Origin of the sequence: Streptomyces sp. NPDC006283 (genome assembly GCF_040613325.1) — a bacterium.
Classification (GTDB): Bacteria; Actinomycetota; Actinomycetes; order Streptomycetales; family Streptomycetaceae; genus Streptomyces.
Genome location: NZ_JBEXRZ010000137.1, coordinates 1 through 19,211, shown reverse-complemented (window position 1 = coordinate 19,211; position 19,211 = coordinate 1). Strand labels below are relative to the sequence as shown.

At 69.4% G+C, this 19,211-nt stretch carries 15 protein-coding genes; 8 read left to right on the top strand and 7 right to left on the bottom strand.

Annotated elements, in window-relative coordinates; all coding sequences use genetic code 11:
- Nucleotides 1-128: 128 nt before the first annotated feature.
- Genes ABZ070_RS24810 through ABZ070_RS24790 form a run of 5 tightly spaced genes read right to left on the bottom strand, consistent with a single transcriptional unit; the run spans nt 129 to nt 5,574 of the window.
- Complete coding sequence (locus ABZ070_RS24810; RefSeq protein WP_356637433.1) at nt 129-1,439, bottom strand: DUF58 domain-containing protein; 1,311 nt, start codon at nt 1,437-1,439, stop codon at nt 129-131.
- Between the two features lie 8 nt (nt 1,440-1,447).
- On the bottom strand, nt 1,448-2,431 hold the full coding sequence (locus ABZ070_RS24805; protein WP_356637431.1) for a MoxR family ATPase: 984 nt from the start codon (nt 2,429-2,431) through the stop codon (nt 1,448-1,450).
- Nucleotides 2,428-3,669: a DUF4350 domain-containing protein gene (locus tag ABZ070_RS24800; protein ID WP_356637429.1), complete on the bottom strand. Its 1,242-nt coding sequence runs from the start codon at nt 3,667-3,669 to the stop codon at nt 2,428-2,430. The genes ABZ070_RS24805 and ABZ070_RS24800 overlap by 4 nt, the downstream gene beginning before the upstream one ends.
- Nucleotides 3,666-4,334, bottom strand: coding sequence for a DUF4129 domain-containing protein (locus tag ABZ070_RS24795; protein ID WP_356637427.1), 669 nt, complete (start codon nt 4,332-4,334; stop codon nt 3,666-3,668). The genes ABZ070_RS24800 and ABZ070_RS24795 overlap by 4 nt, the downstream gene beginning before the upstream one ends.
- 22 nt (nt 4,335-4,356) lie before the next feature.
- Nucleotides 4,357-5,574 (bottom strand): glycerophosphoryl diester phosphodiesterase membrane domain-containing protein, encoded by a 1,218-nt coding sequence (locus ABZ070_RS24790; protein WP_356637424.1) that lies wholly within the window; start codon nt 5,572-5,574, stop codon nt 4,357-4,359.
- Between the two features lie 182 nt (nt 5,575-5,756).
- Here ABZ070_RS24790 and mtnA point away from each other — a divergent pair, with 182 nt between their 5' ends.
- The 7 genes from mtnA (at nt 5,757) to ABZ070_RS24755 (ending at nt 14,248) form a co-directional block, all read left to right on the top strand.
- Nucleotides 5,757-6,902: an S-methyl-5-thioribose-1-phosphate isomerase gene (mtnA, locus tag ABZ070_RS24785; RefSeq protein WP_356637421.1), complete on the top strand. Its 1,146-nt coding sequence runs from the start codon at nt 5,757-5,759 to the stop codon at nt 6,900-6,902.
- Nucleotides 6,903-6,906: 4 nt separating this feature from the next.
- Nucleotides 6,907-7,596: a two-component system response regulator MtrA gene (mtrA, locus tag ABZ070_RS24780; protein ID WP_219852863.1), complete on the top strand. Its 690-nt coding sequence runs from the start codon at nt 6,907-6,909 to the stop codon at nt 7,594-7,596.
- Nucleotide 7,597: 1 nt separating this feature from the next.
- Nucleotides 7,598-9,595 (top strand): MtrAB system histidine kinase MtrB, encoded by a 1,998-nt coding sequence (gene mtrB, locus ABZ070_RS24775; RefSeq protein ID WP_356637418.1) that lies wholly within the window; start codon nt 7,598-7,600, stop codon nt 9,593-9,595.
- 85 nt (nt 9,596-9,680) lie between these two features.
- Nucleotides 9,681-11,438 (top strand): LpqB family beta-propeller domain-containing protein, encoded by a 1,758-nt coding sequence (locus ABZ070_RS24770; protein WP_356637437.1) that lies wholly within the window; start codon nt 9,681-9,683, stop codon nt 11,436-11,438.
- A gap of 84 nt (nt 11,439-11,522) precedes the next feature.
- Complete coding sequence (locus ABZ070_RS24765; protein WP_356637416.1) at nt 11,523-12,248, top strand: ComF family protein; 726 nt, start codon at nt 11,523-11,525, stop codon at nt 12,246-12,248.
- 334 nt (nt 12,249-12,582) lie between these two features.
- A complete protein-coding gene (gene raiA / locus ABZ070_RS24760; RefSeq protein WP_356637414.1) occupies nt 12,583-13,275 on the top strand; it encodes a ribosome-associated translation inhibitor RaiA in 693 nt (230 codons plus the stop codon).
- Nucleotides 13,276-13,483: 208 nt separating this feature from the next.
- Entirely contained in the window at nt 13,484-14,248 is a 765-nt protein-coding gene (locus tag ABZ070_RS24755; protein WP_356637412.1) for a response regulator transcription factor, read from the top strand.
- Nucleotides 14,249-14,313: 65 nt separating this feature from the next.
- Here ABZ070_RS24755 and ABZ070_RS24750 read toward each other — a convergent pair whose 3' ends face one another.
- Both ABZ070_RS24750 and ABZ070_RS24745 read right to left on the bottom strand, forming a co-directional pair.
- Nucleotides 14,314-15,468 (bottom strand): crosslink repair DNA glycosylase YcaQ family protein, encoded by a 1,155-nt coding sequence (locus tag ABZ070_RS24750; protein WP_356637435.1) that lies wholly within the window; start codon nt 15,466-15,468, stop codon nt 14,314-14,316.
- 52 nt (nt 15,469-15,520) lie between these two features.
- Nucleotides 15,521-16,096: a GNAT family N-acetyltransferase gene (locus ABZ070_RS24745; protein WP_356637410.1), complete on the bottom strand. Its 576-nt coding sequence runs from the start codon at nt 16,094-16,096 to the stop codon at nt 15,521-15,523.
- 239 nt (nt 16,097-16,335) lie between these two features.
- On the opposite strand from ABZ070_RS24745, the gene secA reads away from it, so the two are divergent.
- Entirely contained in the window at nt 16,336-19,152 is a 2,817-nt protein-coding gene (secA, locus tag ABZ070_RS24740) for a preprotein translocase subunit SecA (protein WP_356637408.1), read from the top strand.
- Nucleotides 19,153-19,211 lie beyond the last annotated feature (59 nt).

Genomic DNA, 19,211 nt, shown 5'->3' with positions numbered 1-19,211 from the left:
GGTCAGCCGCGTCCCAGCGGGCTTGAAATCACTCGGATGCCGTCTTCTGCGTTTACCCCCCGGACCCCCTGTACAGGGCGGATCTACCGTATGCGGTACAAGGGTGCCGGTAGAAGCTATTGCCGGGTTCAGAGGCGGCCGGCGGCTTTCAACGCCAGATAGGCGTCGGCGAGGGCAGGCGCGAGGTTCTCGGGTGTCGCATCGACAACAGTGACGCCATGACGCTTCAGCTGCTCTGCCGTGCGGTGCCTCTCTGTCAGGGCCTGGATCCCTGCCGCAGCGTCGTAAACGCCCTCGATGGAACCACGCGCATTCGTCATCAGCTCGACGTGCGGATCGGCTACAGAGGCCACCAGGACGGTGTGGCGCTGGGCCAGCTGCGGGAGGACGGGCAGCAGCCCCTCCTCGATCGGGGCGGCATCCAGGCTCGTCAGAAGCACGATCAATGAGCGACGGGGAGCGTTCTGCAGAGCGGCTGCGCTGAGGCCGCGTGCATCGGTCTCGACGAGCTCCGGCTCCAGCGGAGCGAAAGCGTTGACCATGGCGGGAAGGATGTCGCCGGCGGAGCGGCCCAGGACCTGGGCCCGGATACGGCGGTCATAGGCCAGCAGGCCGACTCGGTCACCCGCGCGCGACGCCAGTGCGCTGAGGAGGAGAGCGGAGTCCATGGCGGCGTCGAGCCGTGGTACGTCTCCCACGCGACCGGCCGACGTACGGCCCGTGTCCAGGACGATGAGGATGTGCCGGTCCCGCTCCGGGCGCCACGTGCGTACCGCGACGGTGGTCCGACGCGCCGTGGCACGCCAATCGATGGAACGGGTGTCGTCCCCTGGGACGTAATCCCGGAGGCTGTCGAACTCGGTGCCCTGCCCGCGGATGAGAACGCTCGTCCGGCCGTCGAGTTCACGCAGCCGCGCCAGGCGTGAGGGCAGGTGCTTACGACTGGTGAAGGGCGGCAGGACGCGGACCGTCCATGGGACGTCGTGATTTCCCTGCCGGGCCGCAAGACCCAGCGGTCCGAAGGAGCGGACGGTGATGCGTTCGGCGTGGCGGTCTCCCCGCCGCGTGGGGCGCAGGACCGTGGTGACACGGCGGCGCTCGCCAGCCGGCACGTTCAGTTTGTGGCGCGACGCAGCCTGGTCCGATCCTGGCAGCCAACTGCTCGGCGGCCAGGCGTCGCGGAGATGTGCCCGGAGCCTGCGGCTGGAGCTATTGGTGACGGTCAGTTCCACTTCGGCGGTGTCACCGAGTCGAACGGTTGTGTCACCGCTTCGAGTGAATCGGAGCGTTCGCACTGGCGCGGCGAGGGCGTAGTCGCACAGGATTGCGAGTGAGAGAGGCGCGTTGACGGCAAGCATCCCCGTCCAGCTCGGGGCGAGGATGCCCACGGGGAGAGAGCCGAGAGCGGCCAGTAGCGCGGTTCGTCCGGTGAGGGCCATTGCATGCCTCAGCGGGGTACGGGGACGTGGGCGAGGATCGCGGTGATGACGGAGTCGGCTGTGACTCCCTCCATCTCCGCCTCGGGCCGGAGCTGGAGCCGGTGCCGAAGGGTGGGCAAGGCCAGGGCCTTCACATCATCGGGGATGACGTAGTCGCGTCCGGTGAGCCAGGCCCAGGCGCGGGCGGTGGACAGCAGCGCCGTGGCGCCTCGAGGAGAGGCGCCCAGAGTGAGCGAGGGGGACTCGCGGGTGGCACGACAGATATCGACGACATAGGCGGCGATCTCGGCCGAGACCGAGGTCTTGGCGACGGCGGCACGGGCCGCTTCCAGGTCGGCGGGGCCGGCGACGGGGCGCACCCCCGCCGCCGCGAGATCCCGGGGATTGAATCCGTCGGCGTGACGGGTCAGGACGTTGATCTCGTCATCGCGGGAGGGGAGGGGGACCGTCAGCTTGAGAAGGAAGCGGTCCAACTGCGCTTCCGGGAGCGGGTAGGTGCCTTCGTACTCGACAGGGTTCTGGGTCGCGGCGACGAGGAAAGGCTCAGGGAGCGGACGAGGCGTGCCGTCGACCGTGACCTGACGCTCCTCCATCGCTTCGAGCAGCGACGACTGGGTCTTGGGAGGGGTGCGGTTGATCTCGTCGGCGAGCAGGAGGTTGGTGAACACCGGCCCGGGCTGGAAGGAGAACTCTGAGGTGTGCGTGTCGTAGACCAAGGACCCGGTGACGTCGCTCGGCATCAGGTCGGGGGTGAACTGGACACGCTTCGTGTCGAGTTCGAGCGAGGCGGCAAGAGCGCGGACGAGGAGAGTCTTCGCGACGCCGGGAACTCCCTCGAGGAGGACGTGGCCGCGGCAGAGCAGGGCTACGACGAGACCGGTGACAGCGGGGTCCTGGCCGACCACCGCCTTGGCGATCTCGGAGCGCAGGGCCTCCAGCGAGGCGCGGGCGCGGTCCGAGTTCTCGGCTGTCTCGGGGGTCGGGGCGCTCATGAGGTGCGTACCTCTCTTTCGAGGGCGTCGAGTTGGTCTGCAAGTCGGACGAGTGCGCTGTCGTCGGCCGGAGGAGGGCCGAAGAGCAGCGCGCGGATGTCCCGCTCTCCGTCCGAGATCTGGGCCGAGACCGCGGGAAGCAGTGCTTCGGGTGAATGGGTGTCGGCTGAGGAGACACCGAGGAGCGGGGCGAGCCGGGTTCTGGTGGCGGCGCGCAGGGAGGCGGCGGCACGGTCGCGCGCGTTCACCTTGCGGTAAAGGCGGGCGCGTCCTTCGGCGGACTCGGACGCGCGGATGGCCACCGGGAGTCGCTCGGTGACCAGAGGCCCGAGCCGGCGGGCACGCCACACGGCGGCCAGGACGGCCGCGACGGCGAGTTGCAGCGTGCCCCACAGCCAGCCGCCCGGGATCAGGTCGAAGAAGGCGTCCTCGCCCTCGCTGCGGTCGCCGCCGGGCTCACCGTCGCGTTCCCCGTCGGGTTCGCCGTCGGAGGGTTGTGCGGCCGAGGGGTCGTCGAGTGACGGGATGTACCAGACGAGTTCGGGGCGGGACCCGAGGAGTTGCAGGGCGAGGGAGGCGTTGCCGTGCTGGTCGAGACGTTCGTTGTAGAGGATGTCCGGGGTGCCGAGGAGGACGGTGTCGCCGGTGCCCGTGCCGGTGCCGTCGAGCCTGAGCAGGGTGGGAAGTCCGTCGCTCGGGTAGCAACTGTCGGCGCCCGGAGCGTCGGTGGAGTAGCGCTCACCGCCGAGGTCGGCGCTGCCCGCTCTGCGGGCGGCGGGGTAGTCGCACCGTGGCTCCCGGGCGTCGACCTTGGAAGGGATGTCCCCCTTCACGCCGGGGACGAGGATTCCGAGGGAGGCCGGGCCGGGGGAGAGCAGGACCGTGCGTCCCTCGGACGACTCCGTCGCGGACCGAAGCCTATGCTGCTGATTATCGGTCAGCATGTCGGGTTCCGTGACGAGGAGGGTCGTATCGGGGCCTGCCGCAGCGGTGGCCTCGTCGAGGGTCGTCACCACTCGGGTGGAGACTCCGCGGTCCTTGAGGAGCTCGGCGACGGCACGGCTTCCGTACGGGTCGGCGGAGCGCGGATCGAGTTGTCCGTGATGGTCACCGGAACGCAGGGCGGCCATGGCGATACCCGCCACGACGAGGAGGGTGATCGCCAGGAGGAGGCCACGGACGCGGTTCCACACCTGGCGCGTGGTGGGGGACATGGAGGTGGTGCTGGCCGCGGTCATTCTGCCGCTCCCGGGGCAGCGGTGGTCAGCCGGGGCTTGGCGCGTTCCAGACTGAGGTCAAGATCCCGCAAGCGCTCGCAAGCCCGCCGGTCGGCGGTGCGACCGCCATATGTGACGTCGTCGAAAACACGTGCTGCCGCGCGCAGTTCGTCGGCGTGGTCGGGCAGGGAGCGGCCCGCCTCGGCTGCCGCCTCGTCGGCGGTGCGTCCGGGCCGGGCATCGAGGAGGGCCCGTTCCTCCAGCGACCGGACGATGGCGCGCATGCGTTCCTGCACGGCCTGGTTCCAGCGTTCGGCGGCTGCGTGTGCTTCTGCCGCAGCGCGGTGTGCGGAGGCGCTGCGCGGGCTGTCGTCGAACAGAGAGTCGGCGGAGCCTGCCGCGCGCTGGGGCTTTCCGAGCCGCCACCAGAGCGCGGCCGCCAGGGCGGTGACCACGAGGACGATGGCGATGAGTCCGATCATGCCGCCCGGTCCACCTCCGGAGACGGCGCCGAAGAGGCTGTCGATCCATTCCCAGAAGCGGTTCAGCGCGCGCTGGAGAAGGTTCGGTTCGTTCTCGTGGTACATCGGCCTGGACAGTTCACGCTCCGCCGCCTCACGGGCGGGAATGCGCGGAGTGTCCACCGGTACGTCGTCGCTCGTTCCGATCAGCAGCGCTGCCGTCACGCCCCCCGTGCCCAACACCGCATCAGCCCCCGGTGGCGTTGTTGCCGGGCGGCTCGGCCCCGTAGCCGGGGAGGCCCGCTGCCCGCGCGAGTTCGAGGTCGAGGGCTTCGCGGCGGATGCGCTGGTCCACGTAGAGGAGCACCGTCACGCCGGCGGAGATCGGGTAGGTGATCGAGGAGGCGATCACGGAGCCGATGCCCGTGATGATGAGGAACGCCCAGCCGAAGTCGGGGCTGTTACCGCTGAACAGATCGCTGAGTCCGACGCCGTCCACGGCGAACGCGATGATCGTGAACGGAACCGCGATGATCATGTTCACGAGGAAGGCCAGCAGCACGGTCAGCAGCGTGATGCCGAAGGTGCGCCACCAAGCGCCCTGCACCAGCTTCGCGGAGCGGCGCAAGGACGCGATGACACCCTGGCGTTCGAGTACGAGCGCGGGGGAAGCGAGGGCGAAGCGGATCACCAGCCAGATGATCACGGTGATGGCGGCGAGGCCTCCGAGCACGGACAGGAGGACACCCGCGCCGCCGATCAGCAGCCCGGGCAGCACGCCCACCGTCATGATCACGGCGCTGCCCAGAGGCAGGAGCAGGGTGAGACCCAGCAGGTGGGGCAGCCGGGGCCGGGCCTCGCGCCAGGCCTCGGCGAGAGTGACCGGGCGGCCCAGCACCGAGCGGCTGATCACCACGGTGAGCAGTGCGGTAGTGAGCAGTGTGCCGATCAGCATGATGAGCAGGGCCGGACCCATGGCCAGCAGGCTGGCCTGCAGAGAGTCGACCGACTGCTGCAGCGCCTCCTCGGGCGTCGCGTTCGGGTCGACGTCGGGAGGTGCGGGGAGCAGGTAGCGCTCCACGAGGATGCTGCAGATCTGGGAGATGACCGAGACCGTGATCGTCACAGCCAGGATCGGGCGCCAGTGCGCGCGCAGCGTCGAGACCGCGCCGTCCAGGATTTCCCCGACCCCCAAGGGGCGGAGCGGGATGACGCCGGGTTTGGCCGCGGCCGGAGGCCGACCCCAGCCGCCGTCCTGCCGGCCTCCGCCCCAGGAGGGCGGGGGCGGCCCGGGGGCCCGGCCGGGGCCGGTCGGCGCAGACCACTGCCCCGGTGGCGGCTGCTCCTTGGACCACTTCGAGGAGGGACCGCTTCCGTCGACGGGCGGGGCAGGGTGCGGCACGCCGGAGTTCTGCCCTTCGGAGGGAGCCGATCCGGGCGATGCCCAGCCCGGAGTGTCGTTCACGGTCGTCCACCTCATGGATTGGTCGCGGGGCCGCCTCGTGGTGGCGGCACGTTCACGGTGGCCTTCCGCCCGTCGGGGCGGCCGGTTGGCAGCCATCGTGCCACGCGCAGGCCCTCGGTGGACCGGGGCCCGGGTCTCCTTCCTGCCTTCATTGTCGAAGCGTCAGCGGGCAGACTGGGCGGATGGCTGATCAGTACGCACAAAACCAGGCCGGTGCCGAGCCGCCCAAGCTTCCGGTGCTGCGCTGGGACGAGCCGCCCGAGGGGCCTGTACTGGTCCTTCTCGATCAGACCCGATTGCCTGCTGAGGAGGTCGAGCTGGTCTGCACCGACGTTCCGGCCCTGGTGCGGGCGATCCGCACCCTTGCCGTGCGCGGAGCTCCGGTCCTCGGCATCGCCGGTGCCTACGGTGTGGCGCTCGCCGCGGTGCGGGGCTTCGATGTCGAGGAGGCTGTGGAGCTACTGGAGACGGCGCGGCCCACCGCGGTGAATCTCGGGTACGGGGTGCGCTTGGCGGCCTCGGCGTATCGGACGGCCCTCGCGCAGGGCGGCGACACCGTGCAGGCTGCCACTGCCGCGCTCACGGCGGCCAAGGAACTGCACCGGACGGACGCCGAGAGCAGTAGGCGCATGGCGGTGCACGGGCTGGAGTTTCTGGAGGAGCTGCTGCCCGGGGGCGGTCACCGGATCCTGACGCACTGCAACACCGGGGCTCTGGTGTCCGGCGGCGAAGGGACGGCATTCGCCGTGGCGCTCTCGGCGCACCGGGCCGGGCGGCTGCGAAGGCTGTGGGTGGACGAGACGAGGCCGCTGCTGCAGGGCTCCCGTCTGACGGCGTACGAGGCGGCACGTAACGGGCTGCCCTACACGCTGCTCACCGACAACGCCGCGGGGTCGCTCTTTGCGGCCGGTGAGGTGGACGCCGTACTGATCGGGGCCGACCGGATCGCCGCCGACGGCTCGGTGGCCAACAAGGTCGGGAGCTACCCGCTGGCGGTCCTGGCCAAGTACCACCATGTGCCGTTCATCGTGGTCGCCCCGACGACGACCGTGGACCTGACCACCCCGGACGGGGCGGCGATCGAGGTGGAGCAGCGACCGGGGCATGAGGTGACGGAGGTAACATCCCCGCAGTCCGCAGCGGCCGGTGCCGGAAGCGGTGGGCTGTCCGTAGCCCCCCTGGGAACCCAGGCGTACAACCCCGCGTTCGATGTCACGCCGCCGGATCTGGTGACGGCGATCGTCACCGAGGAGGGGGTGTTGTCGCCGGTCACCGGGGGCGGAATAGCGGAGCTGTGTGCCAGGTCACGCCAGGTAACGATTAGCTAATGGGATGATGTCGAATATGAAGGGACGAGTCCTTGTCGTCGACGACGACACCGCACTTGCCGAGATGCTCGGCATTGTGCTGCGTGGTGAAGGTTTCGAGCCGTCGTTCGTAGCGGACGGTGACAAGGCACTTGCCGCTTTCAGGGAGGCCAAGCCGGATCTGGTGCTGCTGGACCTCATGCTGCCCGGCCGGGACGGCATCGAGGTGTGCCGGCTCATCCGGGCCGAGTCGGGTGTTCCGATCGTGATGCTCACTGCCAAGAGCGACACCGTCGATGTCGTGGTGGGTCTCGAGTCCGGGGCCGACGACTACATCGTCAAGCCGTTCAAGCCGAAGGAGCTCGTCGCCCGGATCCGGGCGCGGCTGCGGAGGTCGGAGGAGCCCGCGCCGGAGCAGCTGACGATCGGCGACCTGGTCATCGACGTCGCAGGCCACTCGGTGAAGCGGGACGGGCAGTCGATAGCTCTCACCCCGCTGGAGTTCGATCTGCTGGTCGCGCTCGCACGCAAGCCCTGGCAGGTCTTCACCCGTGAGGTGCTGCTGGAGCAGGTGTGGGGTTATCGCCATGCCGCCGACACGCGGCTGGTCAATGTCCACGTGCAGCGGCTGCGCTCCAAGGTCGAGAAGGACCCGGAGCGGCCGGAGATCGTGGTGACCGTCCGTGGTGTCGGTTACAAGGCCGGGCCGAGCTGACATGTCCAGTGGCAGCGTTGCTCCGAAGCCCGGCGAGCCGGGAGTCCGTACGGGGCGGGCTGCCGGGTCGGGGCGTGGGCCCTCGCGATTCGGCCGTCTGCTCCATGGCGGACGGCTGCTCCAGGACAGTGCCCCCGGCGGGCCCGTACCGCGTCTCGTCATGCGCTGGGTGCGCCGTCCGTTGCTGCCCGCACTGAGGCTGTGGCGGCGGAACATCCAGCTCCGCGTGGTGGTGAGCACGCTGCTGATGTCGCTCGGCGTCGTGGTGCTGCTGGGCTTCGTCGTCATCGGGCAGGTGCGCAACGGTCTGCTCGACGCGAAGAGCAAGGCGGCGCAGAGCCAGGCGGCCGGCGGGTTCGCCGTGGCCCGTGAGAAGGCGAACGCTCCGGTCGGCCCCGGCGGCGGGCAGGACGACACCGCGGCTGACGGGAACGCCCGCACCTGGCGGTCCGATCTGGTGGTGCAGCTTTCCAGCGGCGGGCAGGGCGCGTTCGACGTGGTGGCGCTCAGCGCCGACGCGCAGGGTGCCGGTTCCAGCCGCGCGCCGCGGACGTCCGGCGGCGTGGACCCGGCGAGCATCCCGCAGGACCTGCGGGACGCCGTCGGGCAGGGCGCGGGGACGTTCGAGACGTACCTCAGCATCAAGTACACCGACGACGTGCCCGACCCGGAGCCCGGGCTCGTGGTGGGCACCCAGCTGAACGACATCGAGGGAAACCCCTACGAGCTGTACTACCTCTTCCCGCTGGCGCAGGAGGAGCAGTCGCTCAACCTGGTCAGAGGCACCCTGGCGACTGCCGGGCTGTTCGTGGTGGTGCTGCTCGGGGCGATCGCCTGGCTCGTGGTGCGGCAGATCGTCACGCCCGTCCGCATGGCGGCGGGCATCGCGGAGAGGCTCGCCGCCGGCAGGCTCCAGGAGCGGATGAAGGTCACCGGTGAGGACGACATCGCCCGCCTCGGTGAGGCCTTCAACAAGATGGCGCAGAACCTTCAGCTGAAGATCCAGCAGCTGGAGGAGCTCTCCAGGATGCAGCGCCGCTTCGTCTCGGACGTCTCGCACGAGCTGCGCACACCGCTGACGACCGTGCGGATGGCGGCCGATGTGATCCACGAGGCGCGCAGCGACTTCGATCCGGTGACGGCGCGTTCCGCGGAGCTCCTGGGTGACCAGCTCGACCGATTCGAGTCGCTGCTCTCCGACCTGCTCGAGATCAGCCGTTTCGACGCAGGCGCGGCGGCGCTCGAGGCCGAGCCGATAGACCTGCGCGACGTCGTACGGCGGGTCATCGGCGGTGCCGAGCCGCTGGCGGAGCGCAAGGGCAGCCGGATACGGGTGGTCGGCGACGAGCAGCCGGTCGTCGCCGAGGCCGACGCCCGCCGTGTCGAGCGCGTGCTGCGCAATCTCGTGGTCAACGCCGTCGAGCACGGTGACGGCAAGGACGTCGTGGTGCGTATGGCGGTGGCCGGCGGTGCCGTCGCGGTCGCGGTACGGGACTACGGGGTGGGGCTGAAGCCGGGCGAGGCGACTCGTGTGTTCAGCCGGTTCTGGCGTGCCGACCCGGCGCGGGCGCGTACCACCGGCGGTACCGGTCTGGGCCTGTCCATCGCCGTCGAGGACGCGCGGCTGCACGGCGGCTGGCTGCAGGCCTGGGGCGAGCCGGGTGGCGGTTCGCAGTTCCGTCTGACGCTGCCGCGCACGGCGGACGAGCCGCTGCGGGGCTCTCCGATACCGCTGGAGCCGGAGGACTCGCGGCAGAACAGGGAGCGTGCCCGCTCGTCGGGAGTACCTGAGGCGGACGGGCACCGGCTGACGTCCGTGCCCGCTCAGAAGGCGCCGGATCTGTCTCCGCTGCCGCCGCGCGCGGCGCCCCCCGAGGTCGATCCTGCGGCGCTGCCGGGCAGCGGCTCCCGCGTCGTGGCACGGCCCGGTGGAGAGCGGGGCGACGACCCCGTGGCACAGGTTTCTTCGGACCGGAAGGACACGATTCGTGGGCGCTGAGACCCGTCGTCACGGGCGGCTGGGGGCGCGGCGCGCCTCCGCGCTGCTCGGCTGCAGCGGTGTGCTGCTGGCCGGTTGCGCCTCGATGCCGGACAGCGGTGACGTCCACGCGGTGAAGGCGTCCCAGCGGGCCGACTCACAGGTCCGGGTGTATGCGGTTCCGCCGAGGAAGGACGCCACGCCCGACGAGATCGTCACGGGCTTCCTGGAGGCGATGACCAGTGACGACACCAATTTCGACACGGCCCGCTCCTACCTGACACCCGAGGCGTCGAAGAAGTGGCGGCCGCAGGAGAGCACCACGGTTCTGGCAGCGGCTCCCGACCCGGGTACGCCGGTGCCCGGCCGCAGGGACAACCCGGGGATGAGCTATCCCCTGCTCGGTCAGCAGATCGCCACGGTCGACGCCCAGCACGCCTATCAGCCCGTCCCTCCCAGCGACTACCGCAGGACCATCCACCTGTCGCGGAAGGGCGGGCAGGACGGCAAGCAGTGGCGCATCGACAGCCTGCCGTCCGGACTGCTGCTGGGCGCGTCCGACTTCGAGCGCAACTATCGCTCGGTCAACAAGTACTACTTCGCCTCCGGGCGGGACGTGATGGTCGCCGACCCCGTCTTCATACGACAGCGGCAGGACCCGGTGACCCGGATGGACCCGGTGACCCAGGCGGTCAAGGCGCTCCTGGAAGGTCCGACGAACTGGCTGAAGCCGGTTGTCGAGTCGAGGTTCCCCAGCGGCACGGGGCTGAAGCTCGACGGTGCCAGGTCGTTGGCTTTCGACGACCGCAACGGCCTGAAGGTGCCGCTCGGCGGCAGGGCGTCCCATGTGGGCCGGCCGCAGTGCATGAAGATGGCGGCGCAGATCCTGTTCACCATCAGGGATCTCACGTCGGCCCGCCTCGAGCAGGTGGAATTGCTCCGCGCGGACGGAGCGCAGCTGTGCGTGCTGAGCGCCGGGCAGGCGAAGGAGTACGCGCCGGACCATTCCACAGGCCGGCCCGACAACCAGTACTTCGTCGACAGCAAGCAGCGGTTGGCGGTCCTGGAGGCCGGCGACAACGAAACCGGCGAACCGCAGAACGTGGCGGGGCCGTTCGGCGACGGCAGGCTCGAGATGAGCTCGGTCGGCGTGGCCCGGGACGAGCACAATGCGGCGGCGGTCTCGTACGACGCCGGCGGGCTGTACGTCTCGTCGATCGTTTCCAACAGCGAGCTGGGCGACCCAGTGATCACGAGTTCGGGCAAGGGGCGTGACAACCGTCTGTCCGCGCCGAGCTGGGACGGCCGCGGCGATGTGTGGGTGGCCGACCGCGATCCGAGCCGGCCGGCGCTGAAGCGTTTGGCGAACGGAGCGGAAGCACCGGAGGAAGTCAAGATCGTCCCCGGGCTGGACGGGGCGCGCATCGAGGCGGTGAAGGTGTCGGCGGACGGCGCGCGGATCGCGTTGCTGCTGACGAAGGACGGCAGTACGACCCTGAAGATCGGACGAGTGGAACGGCAGGGCGGCGGTGACGACGCCGTGGTGACCGTCACCGAACTGCGGCCCGCCGCACCGCAGCTGGAGACGGTGACAGCCGTTTCGTGGGCCGGGCCCAGCCGGCTGGTGGTGGTCGGCAAGGAAGCCGGTGGGGTGCAGCAGGTGCGCTACATCCAGACCGACGGCTCGACCGTCCCCAACGGGATCCTGCCCGGCCTCAACCAGGTGAAGTCGGTTGCCGCTTCGGACGACGAGAGCCGGCCGTTGGTCGCCTACTCGGCGGAGGACGGCATCGTGCGGCTTCCGGTCGGCGCCAACTGGCAGACGCTGGTCAAGAAGGGGTCCTCGCCGGTCTATCCGGGGTAGGAGGCACGATTCCGGGCCCCGACCGCCGCTCCGCCGTTTTCCACAGGGGTGGCGGGGTGCGTGCCGCATCGGCACAGTGATGTCATGCGGGGGTGGTGGCGGGAGATCTCCGGGCTGGTCCTTCCGGCCGTCTGCGGTGGCTGCGGCGCGCCGCGTACGCAGCTGTGCGCGGGGTGCGCGGATGCCCTGCTCGGGGCTGCGGCACGCCGGGCCGGGCCGGTGCCGGCACCGGCGGAGCTGCCCGTGGTGCATGCCGCCGCCGTCTACGCCGACTGCGTCCGCGCGGTACTTCTGGCGCACAAGGAGCGCGGTGCCATGGGGCTGGCCGGTCCACTCGGTGCGGCGCTGGCCGGAGCGGTTCGCGCGGCCGTGGCGGATGTACCGGGTCCGCAGGTGCCGTTGCTGCTGGTGCCCGTGCCGTCCGCCCGCAGTGTCGTCAGGGCACGCGGTCATGACGCGGCACGGCGTATCGCCCGGGCGGCGGCGGGTGAACTGAGGCGTACGGGAAGGGCGGCGGGAGTGCTGCCGGTGCTGCGACAGCGGCGCTGGGTGGCAGATCAGGCGGGTCTCACGGCCCGCCAGAGGCTCGAGAACCTCTCAGGGGCGCTTGAGGTACGACCCGGTGGCGCACGCCTTCTGGGGGGCGGCAGGGCGGTGATCGTGGACGATGTCATGACGACAGGCGCTTCTTTGGCCGAGGCAGCGCGGGCACTGAGTGCCGCCGCGGACCCGGATTCCGCGTGGTTCGATCGGCCGATTGCAGCCGTTGTCGCAGTTCCGCCGCTCTCCTTCGAATTAAACCGGAACTGACCGGGAACTTGCATCGTTGCAGGTAGTGAGAGGGCAAAAACGCCTGATCGGAGGTACCTCCGGGTAGCGGGTGCCGACACCCGTCCGAGAGAGCTATGTTCGGTGTGAGGAATGGCGAACGGCCTCCCTCACCGAATGTGCTGCCGGTTTTCCCAGCCGGGAACGAGCGGCGGCGTCACTCTCGAAAAGTCGGGTGAGTGGAGATCTTGTCGGCTGGGGAGGAGGAGTGAAAGTCGCCAAGTCCGAGGCCCCGGAGACCACCGGAGCCTGGTGCAAGTGGGAGGAGCTCCGCAGCCGGTGAGCGGGCGGAGCGAATCCGGGAACGGAGTTCTGCGTGGACATCGTCGTCAAGGGCCGCAAGACCGAGGTGCCCGAGCGGTTCCGCAAGCACGTGGCCGAGAAGCTGAAGCTGGAGAAGATCCAGAAGCTCGACGGCAAGGTGATCAGCCTCGACGTCGAGGTGTCCAAGGAGCACAACCCGCGGCAGGCCGACCGTTCCGACCGCGTGGAGATCACACTCCGCTCGCGCGGCCCGGTGATCCGGGCGGAGGCCGCTGCCGGCGATCCGTACGCAGCGCTGGACCTCGCAACCGGCAAGCTGGAGGCACGGCTTCGCAAGCAGCACGAGAAGCGCCACAACCGACGTGGCAACGGCCGTCTGTCCGCGGCCGAGGTGGTCGATGTCGTCCCGGGCGTCGCAGAGTTGAGCGCCGGCAACGGCCGGCCCATCGCCGAGCAGGTGGCGGAGGCCATTCCCACCACCAAGATCGGCTCGATCGAAGTACAGGGCGAAGGGCCGCTGGTGGTCCGCGAGAAGCTGCACACGGCAGCACCGATGACGCTCGACCAGGCGCTCTACGAGATGGAGCTGGTCGGGCACGACTTCTATCTCTTCGTCGACTCCGAGACGAAGCAGCCCAGTGTCGTCTACCGGCGACACGCCTACGACTACGGTGTCATCCACCTGGAGACCGACCCGCTGGCCGGCTCGGAGGCGGGCGGTGCCGGAGGAGCGCTCGGCGGCTGACGCCGCACATCCCGTAGCCCCGCCGGCGAGGAATTGGTGCCCCTGGAGTGCGCTGTGCGCCCCCAGGGGCACCCTCGTGCAACAACAGGATCACCGTTCTGTCGTCCGGGCATGAAAGCATGACGTTGAGAAGCCAACCGGTGCGCCGCGTACTGAGGTTGGCGAACCACACATGATCTTCAGGCCACGGCCTTCAGGGGGAGGAACGATGGCGGACAGTTTCGGTCCGGTGCACGGTGATGCGGACCACCCCGGTGAGACACATACGGACACCGCAGCGCACAGTGACGAGGAGGCGGCCGGCGCAGGCAGGGAGCCGATCCGGGTCCTGGTGGTCGACGACCACGCGCTGTTCCGGAGGGGGCTCGAGATCGTCCTCGCGCACGAGGAGGGCATCGAGGTCGTCGGCGAGGCGGGCGACGGGGCGGAGGCCGTGGACAAGGCGGCGGATCTGCTGCCGGACATCGTTCTGATGGACGTACGGATGCCCAAGCGCGGCGGCATCGAGGCGTGCACCTCGATCAAGGAGGTGGCGCCCAGCGCGAAGATCATCATGCTGACGATCAGCGACGAGGAAGCCGACCTCTACGAGGCGATCAAGGCCGGTGCCACGGGTTACCTCCTCAAGGAGATCTCCACGGACGAGGTGGCGACGGCCATCCGTGCGGTGGCCGACGGGCAGTCGCAGATCAGCCCCTCCATGGCGTCCAAGCTGCTCACCGAGTTCAAGTCGATGATCCAGCGCACGGACGAGCGCAGGCTGGTGCCGGCTCCCCGGTTGACCGACCGGGAGCTGGAAGTGCTCAAGCTCGTGGCCACGGGAATGAACAACCGCGATATCGCGAAGGAGTTGTTCATCTCGGAGAACACGGTCAAGAACCATGTGCGCAACATCCTGGAGAAGCTGCAGCTGCATTCCCGGATGGAGGCGGTCGTCTACGCCATGCGCGAGAAGATCCTCGAGATCCGCTAGCCGTCGGCCGCCGGATCGTTCTTGAAATTCGCCGATCGAAGCGGTCGACGCTCAAACCGCCGCGCTCAGCCCAGGGCCTTGACCAGGTCCACGGCCAGCTCGGGGCGGTCGACCCGCTCGATGCGGACGGAGTCGCAGCCCACCCACTCCGCGGCCTCCCGAAGCGCCTGCGCCATCGGCGCCACGGCCTTCGGCGTCTCCAAGGAGACCTGGCGGGCCACGAGGGTTCTGCCCTCGCGCGCCGGGTCGACGCGGCCCACGAGCTTCCCGCCCGCCAGCAGAGGCATCGCGAAGTACCCGTGGACCCGCTTCGGCTTGGGGACGTACGCCTCGAGCCGGTGGGTGAAGCCGAAGATCCGTTCGGTGCGCGCCCGCTCCCAGATGAGGGAGTCGAAAGGCGAGAGCAGGGTCGTCCGATGCCGGCCGCGCGGCGTCGAGGCGAGAGCCTCCGGGTCCGCCCACGCGGGCTTCGCCCAGCCCTCGACCGAGACCGGCACCAGCCCGGAGTCCGCGACCACCGCGTCGAACTGCTCGCCCTTGAGGCGGTGGTAGTCGGCGATGTCCGTGCGCGTGCCCACACCGAGCGACTGGCCGGCGAGGCGGACGAGACGACGCAGACACTCGGTGTCGTCCAGAGCGTCGTGCAGGAGGGCATCCGGAATGGCGCGCTCCGCAAGGTCGTACACCCGTTTCCAGCTGCGCCGCTCGGTGCACACCACTTCGCCGTACATCAGCGCGCGCTCCACGGCGACCTTGGAAGCCGACCAGTCCCACCACTCGCCGCCGTTGTTGGCGCCGCCCAGGCCGGTCGCGGTCAGCGGTCCCTCGTCGCGCAGCCGCTTGATCACCGCGTCGTAGGCACCGTCCGGCAGCTCGTGGTACCACTGCGGGCGAGCGCGGTATGCGCGGCGGCGGAAGGCGAAGTGCGGCCACTCCTCGACGGGCAGGATGCACGCCGCGTGCGACCAGTACTCGAAGCTGTGCCCGTCCGTCCAATAGGCGTCCTCGACCGCCTTGCGGCCGACGGCGCCCAGCCTGGCGTACGGAATCAGCTCATGTGAACGCGCCAGCACCGAGATCGTGTCCAGCTGCACCGCGCCGAGGTGGCGCAGCACCCCCCGCACCCCGCCGCGCCGGTCCGGCGCGCCCAGAAACCCCTGGGCGCGCAGCGCGATACGGCGGGCCTCGTCGGCGGACAGTTCGAGGGTGGGCGGCGGCATCGTCATGTCCCGCACGATAGAGGCCGCCACTGACAGCCGGACAGGGCCCCGATCAGGAGCGGCTGGGCAGATACGGATGGTTGCTCTTCAGGCCCAGGTCGGAAGGGATCAGTCCGCCGACCCAAACGTCCCGCAGGGTGTCCTTGTTCAGCAGCGCCGCGCGCAGCTCCCCTTCCATACGGAAGCCGACCTTTTCGGCGACCGCGCGCGAGGCCGTGTTGCCCACCTCGGCCCGCCATTCCATCCGGGTCGCGCCCAGCCTCATGAATGCCCAGTGCGACACGGCGGTCACGCTCTCCGCCATCACGCCTCGGCCCCGGTGCTCCTTGCCCGTCCAGAACCCGATCTCCCACGTTCCCGAGAAGGTGCGCATGGTCACGGCGACCGAAGCCATCAGAGGTCCGCCCTCGCGCGGCAGGACGGCGAAGGTGCACATGGTGCCGTTGCGCCAGCCGTCCGGGACCATGCGCTCGGTGAACTCGGACGCGTGCTGATGCTCGTAGGGGGAGGGAACCGTCGTCCACCGCTGGATGTCGGGATCCTGGCAGGCCTGGTGCACGGCCTTCGTGTCCTTTGGCGTGAAGCTCCGCAGCAGCAGGCGTTCGGTGGTGAGTGTGATCGGCTCCATGCCGGGATTCTGGTCAGACCGGCGAGCCGATGCGAGCACTTTTGCCGGTCTCCCGGCACCTTCCGCGCTTCCCGCGCGTTCACCTGGTGGCGGACAGCAGGCCTCAGTGGCGATGGACCTCCCGACGCGGCGGGGTCCTCGCTTACGATGGCCGATGCGGTAGGGCCCACCTGCCGTGCCCGCGCCAGTGTCCACCACAGACCCAGTGCCAGGCCCGACCGGCAAGGAGACCAACCTCAGTGTCCGTCTTCAACAAGCTCATGCGTGCAGGCGAAGGCAAGATCCTGCGCAAACTGCACCGCATCGCGGACCAGGTCAACTCCATCGAAGAGGACTTCGTCAACCTCTCCGACGCCGAGTTGCGCTCGCTCACCGACGAGTACAAGCAGCGCTACGAAGACGGTGAGAGCCTGGACGACCTCATGCCCGAGGCGTTCGCGACCGTCCGTGAGGCCGCCAAGCGAGTGCTCGGCCAGCGCCACTACGACGTACAGCTGATGGGCGGCGCCGCGCTGCACCTCGGTTATGTCGCCGAGATGAAGACCGGTGAGGGCAAGACCCTCGTCGGCACGCTCCCCGCCTATCTGAACGCCCTGTCCGGCAAGGGCGTCCACATCATCACGGTCAACGACTATCTGGCCGAGCGCGACTCCGAGATGATGGGCCGGGTCCACAAGTTCCTGGGCCTGTCCATCGGCTGCATCCTGGCCAACATGTCGCCCTCCCAGCGCCGCGAGATGTACAACTGCGACATCACGTACGGCACGAACAACGAGTTCGGCTTCGACTACCTGCGCGACAACATGGCCTGGTCCAAGGACGAGCTCGTCCAGCGCGGCCACAACTACGCCTGTGTCGACGAGGTCGACTCCATCCTCGTCGACGAGGCGCGTACGCCGCTGATCATCTCCGGCCCCGCCGACCAGGCCACGAAGTGGTACGGCGACTTCGCCAAGCTGGTCACCCGTCTGACCCGGGGCGAGGCGGGCAACCAGCTCAAGGGCATCGAGGAGACCGGCGACTACGAGGTCGACGAGAAGAAGCGCACCGTCGCCATCCACGAGGCCGGTGTCGCCAAGGTCGAGGACTGGCTCGGCATCGACAACCTCTACGAGTCGGTGAACACCCCTCTCGTCGGTTACCTGAACAACGCCATCAAGGCCAAGGAACTGTTCAAGAAGGACAAGGACTACGTCGTCATCGACGGCGAAGTCATGATCGTCGACGAGCACACGGGCCGTATCCTCGCCGGTCGCCGCTACAACGAGGGCATGCACCAGGCGATCGAGGCGAAGGAAGGGGTGGACATCAAGGACGAGAACCAGACCCTTGCCACGATCACCCTGCAGAACTTCTTCCGCCTCTACGACAAGCTCTCCGGCATGACCGGTACGGCCATGACCGAGGCCGCCGAGTTCCACCAGATCTACAAGCTCGGCGTCGTCCCGATCCCGACGAACAGGCCGATGGTCCGGCTGGACCAGTCCGACCTGATCTACCGCACCGAGGTCGCCAAGTTCGCCGCCGTCGTCGACGACATCGCCGAGAAGCACGAGAAGGGCCAGCCGATCCTCGTCGGCACCACCTCGGTCGAGAAGTCCGAGTACCTCTCACAGCAGCTCAGCAAGCGCGGTGTCCAGCACGAGGTGCTCAACGCCAAGCAGCACGACCGTGAGGCGACGATCGTCGCCCAGGCCGGCCGCAAGGGCGCCGTCACCGTCGCCACGAACATGGCCGGCCGCGGTACGGACATCAAGCTCGGCGGAAACCCGGACGACCTCGCGGAGGCGGAGCTCCGCCAGGCGGGCCTGGACCCGGTCGAGCACGTCGAGGAGTGGGCCGCGGCCCTGCCGGCGGCGCTCGAGCGTGCGGAGGCGGCCGTCAAGGCCGAGCACGACGAGGTCAAGGAGCTCGGTGGCCTCTACGTGCTGGGCACGGAGCGCCACGAGTCGCGGCGTATCGACAATCAGCTGCGCGGCCGTTCCGGTCGACAGGGCGACCCCGGTGAGTCGCGCTTCTACCTCTCGCTCGGTGACGACCTGATGCGGCTGTTCAAGGCGCAGATGGTCGAGCGCGTGATGTCGATGGCGAACGTGCCCGACGACGTCCCGATCGAGAACAAGATGGTGACGCGCGCGATCGCCTCTGCGCAGTCCCAGGTCGAGCAGCAGAACTTCGAGACCCGTAAGAACGTCCTCAAGTACGACGAGGTGCTCAACCGGCAGCGCGAGGTCATCTACGGCGAGCGCCGCCGCGTCCTGGAGGGCGAGGACCTGCACGAGCAGGTGCGTCACTTCATGGACGACACCATCGACGCCTACATCCAGGCCGAGACCGTCGAGGGCTTCGCCGAGGAGTGGGATCTGGACCGGCTGTGGGGCGCGTTCAAGCAGCTCTACCCGGTGAAGGCGACCATTGAGGAGCTCGAGGAGGCGGTCGGCGACCGCGCCGGGATCACCGCCGAGTTCATCGCCGAGGCGATCAAGGAAGACATCCACGAGCAGTACGACGAGCGTGAGAAGCAGCTCGGCTCGGACATCATGCGCGAGCTCGAGCGGCGCGTGGTGCTGTCCGTCCTGGACCGCAAGTGGCGTGAGCACCTCTACGAGATGGACTACCTCCAGGAGGGCATCGGCCTGCGCGCGATGGCCCAGAAGGACCCCCTGGTCGAGTACCAGCGCGAGGGCTTCGACATGTTCACCGCGATGATGGAGGGCATCAAGGAGGAGTCCGTCGGCTACCTGTTCAACCTGGAGGTCCAGGTCGAGCAGCAGGTCGAGGAGGTCCCGGTGGACGCGGCCGCGAAGACCTCGCTGGCCAAGGAGGACGCGGTGCCGGCGGGCGCGGGCCGTCCCGAGATCCGTGCGAAGGGCCTCGAGGCGCCGCAGCGTCCCGACCGGCTGCACTTCTCCGCCCCGACCGTGGACGGCGAGGGTGGTGTCGTCGAGGGCGACTTCGAGACCGATGGCGGCCAGCCGCGGTCGGACACGGACGGACTGACGCGGGCGGAGCGCCGCAAGGCGGCGAAGAGCGGCGGACGCCGCCGCAAGAAGTAACGGGTACGTGGTACTCGGGCAGGAACGACCCGACCGACGAGGCCGGGCGGACCCTCGCC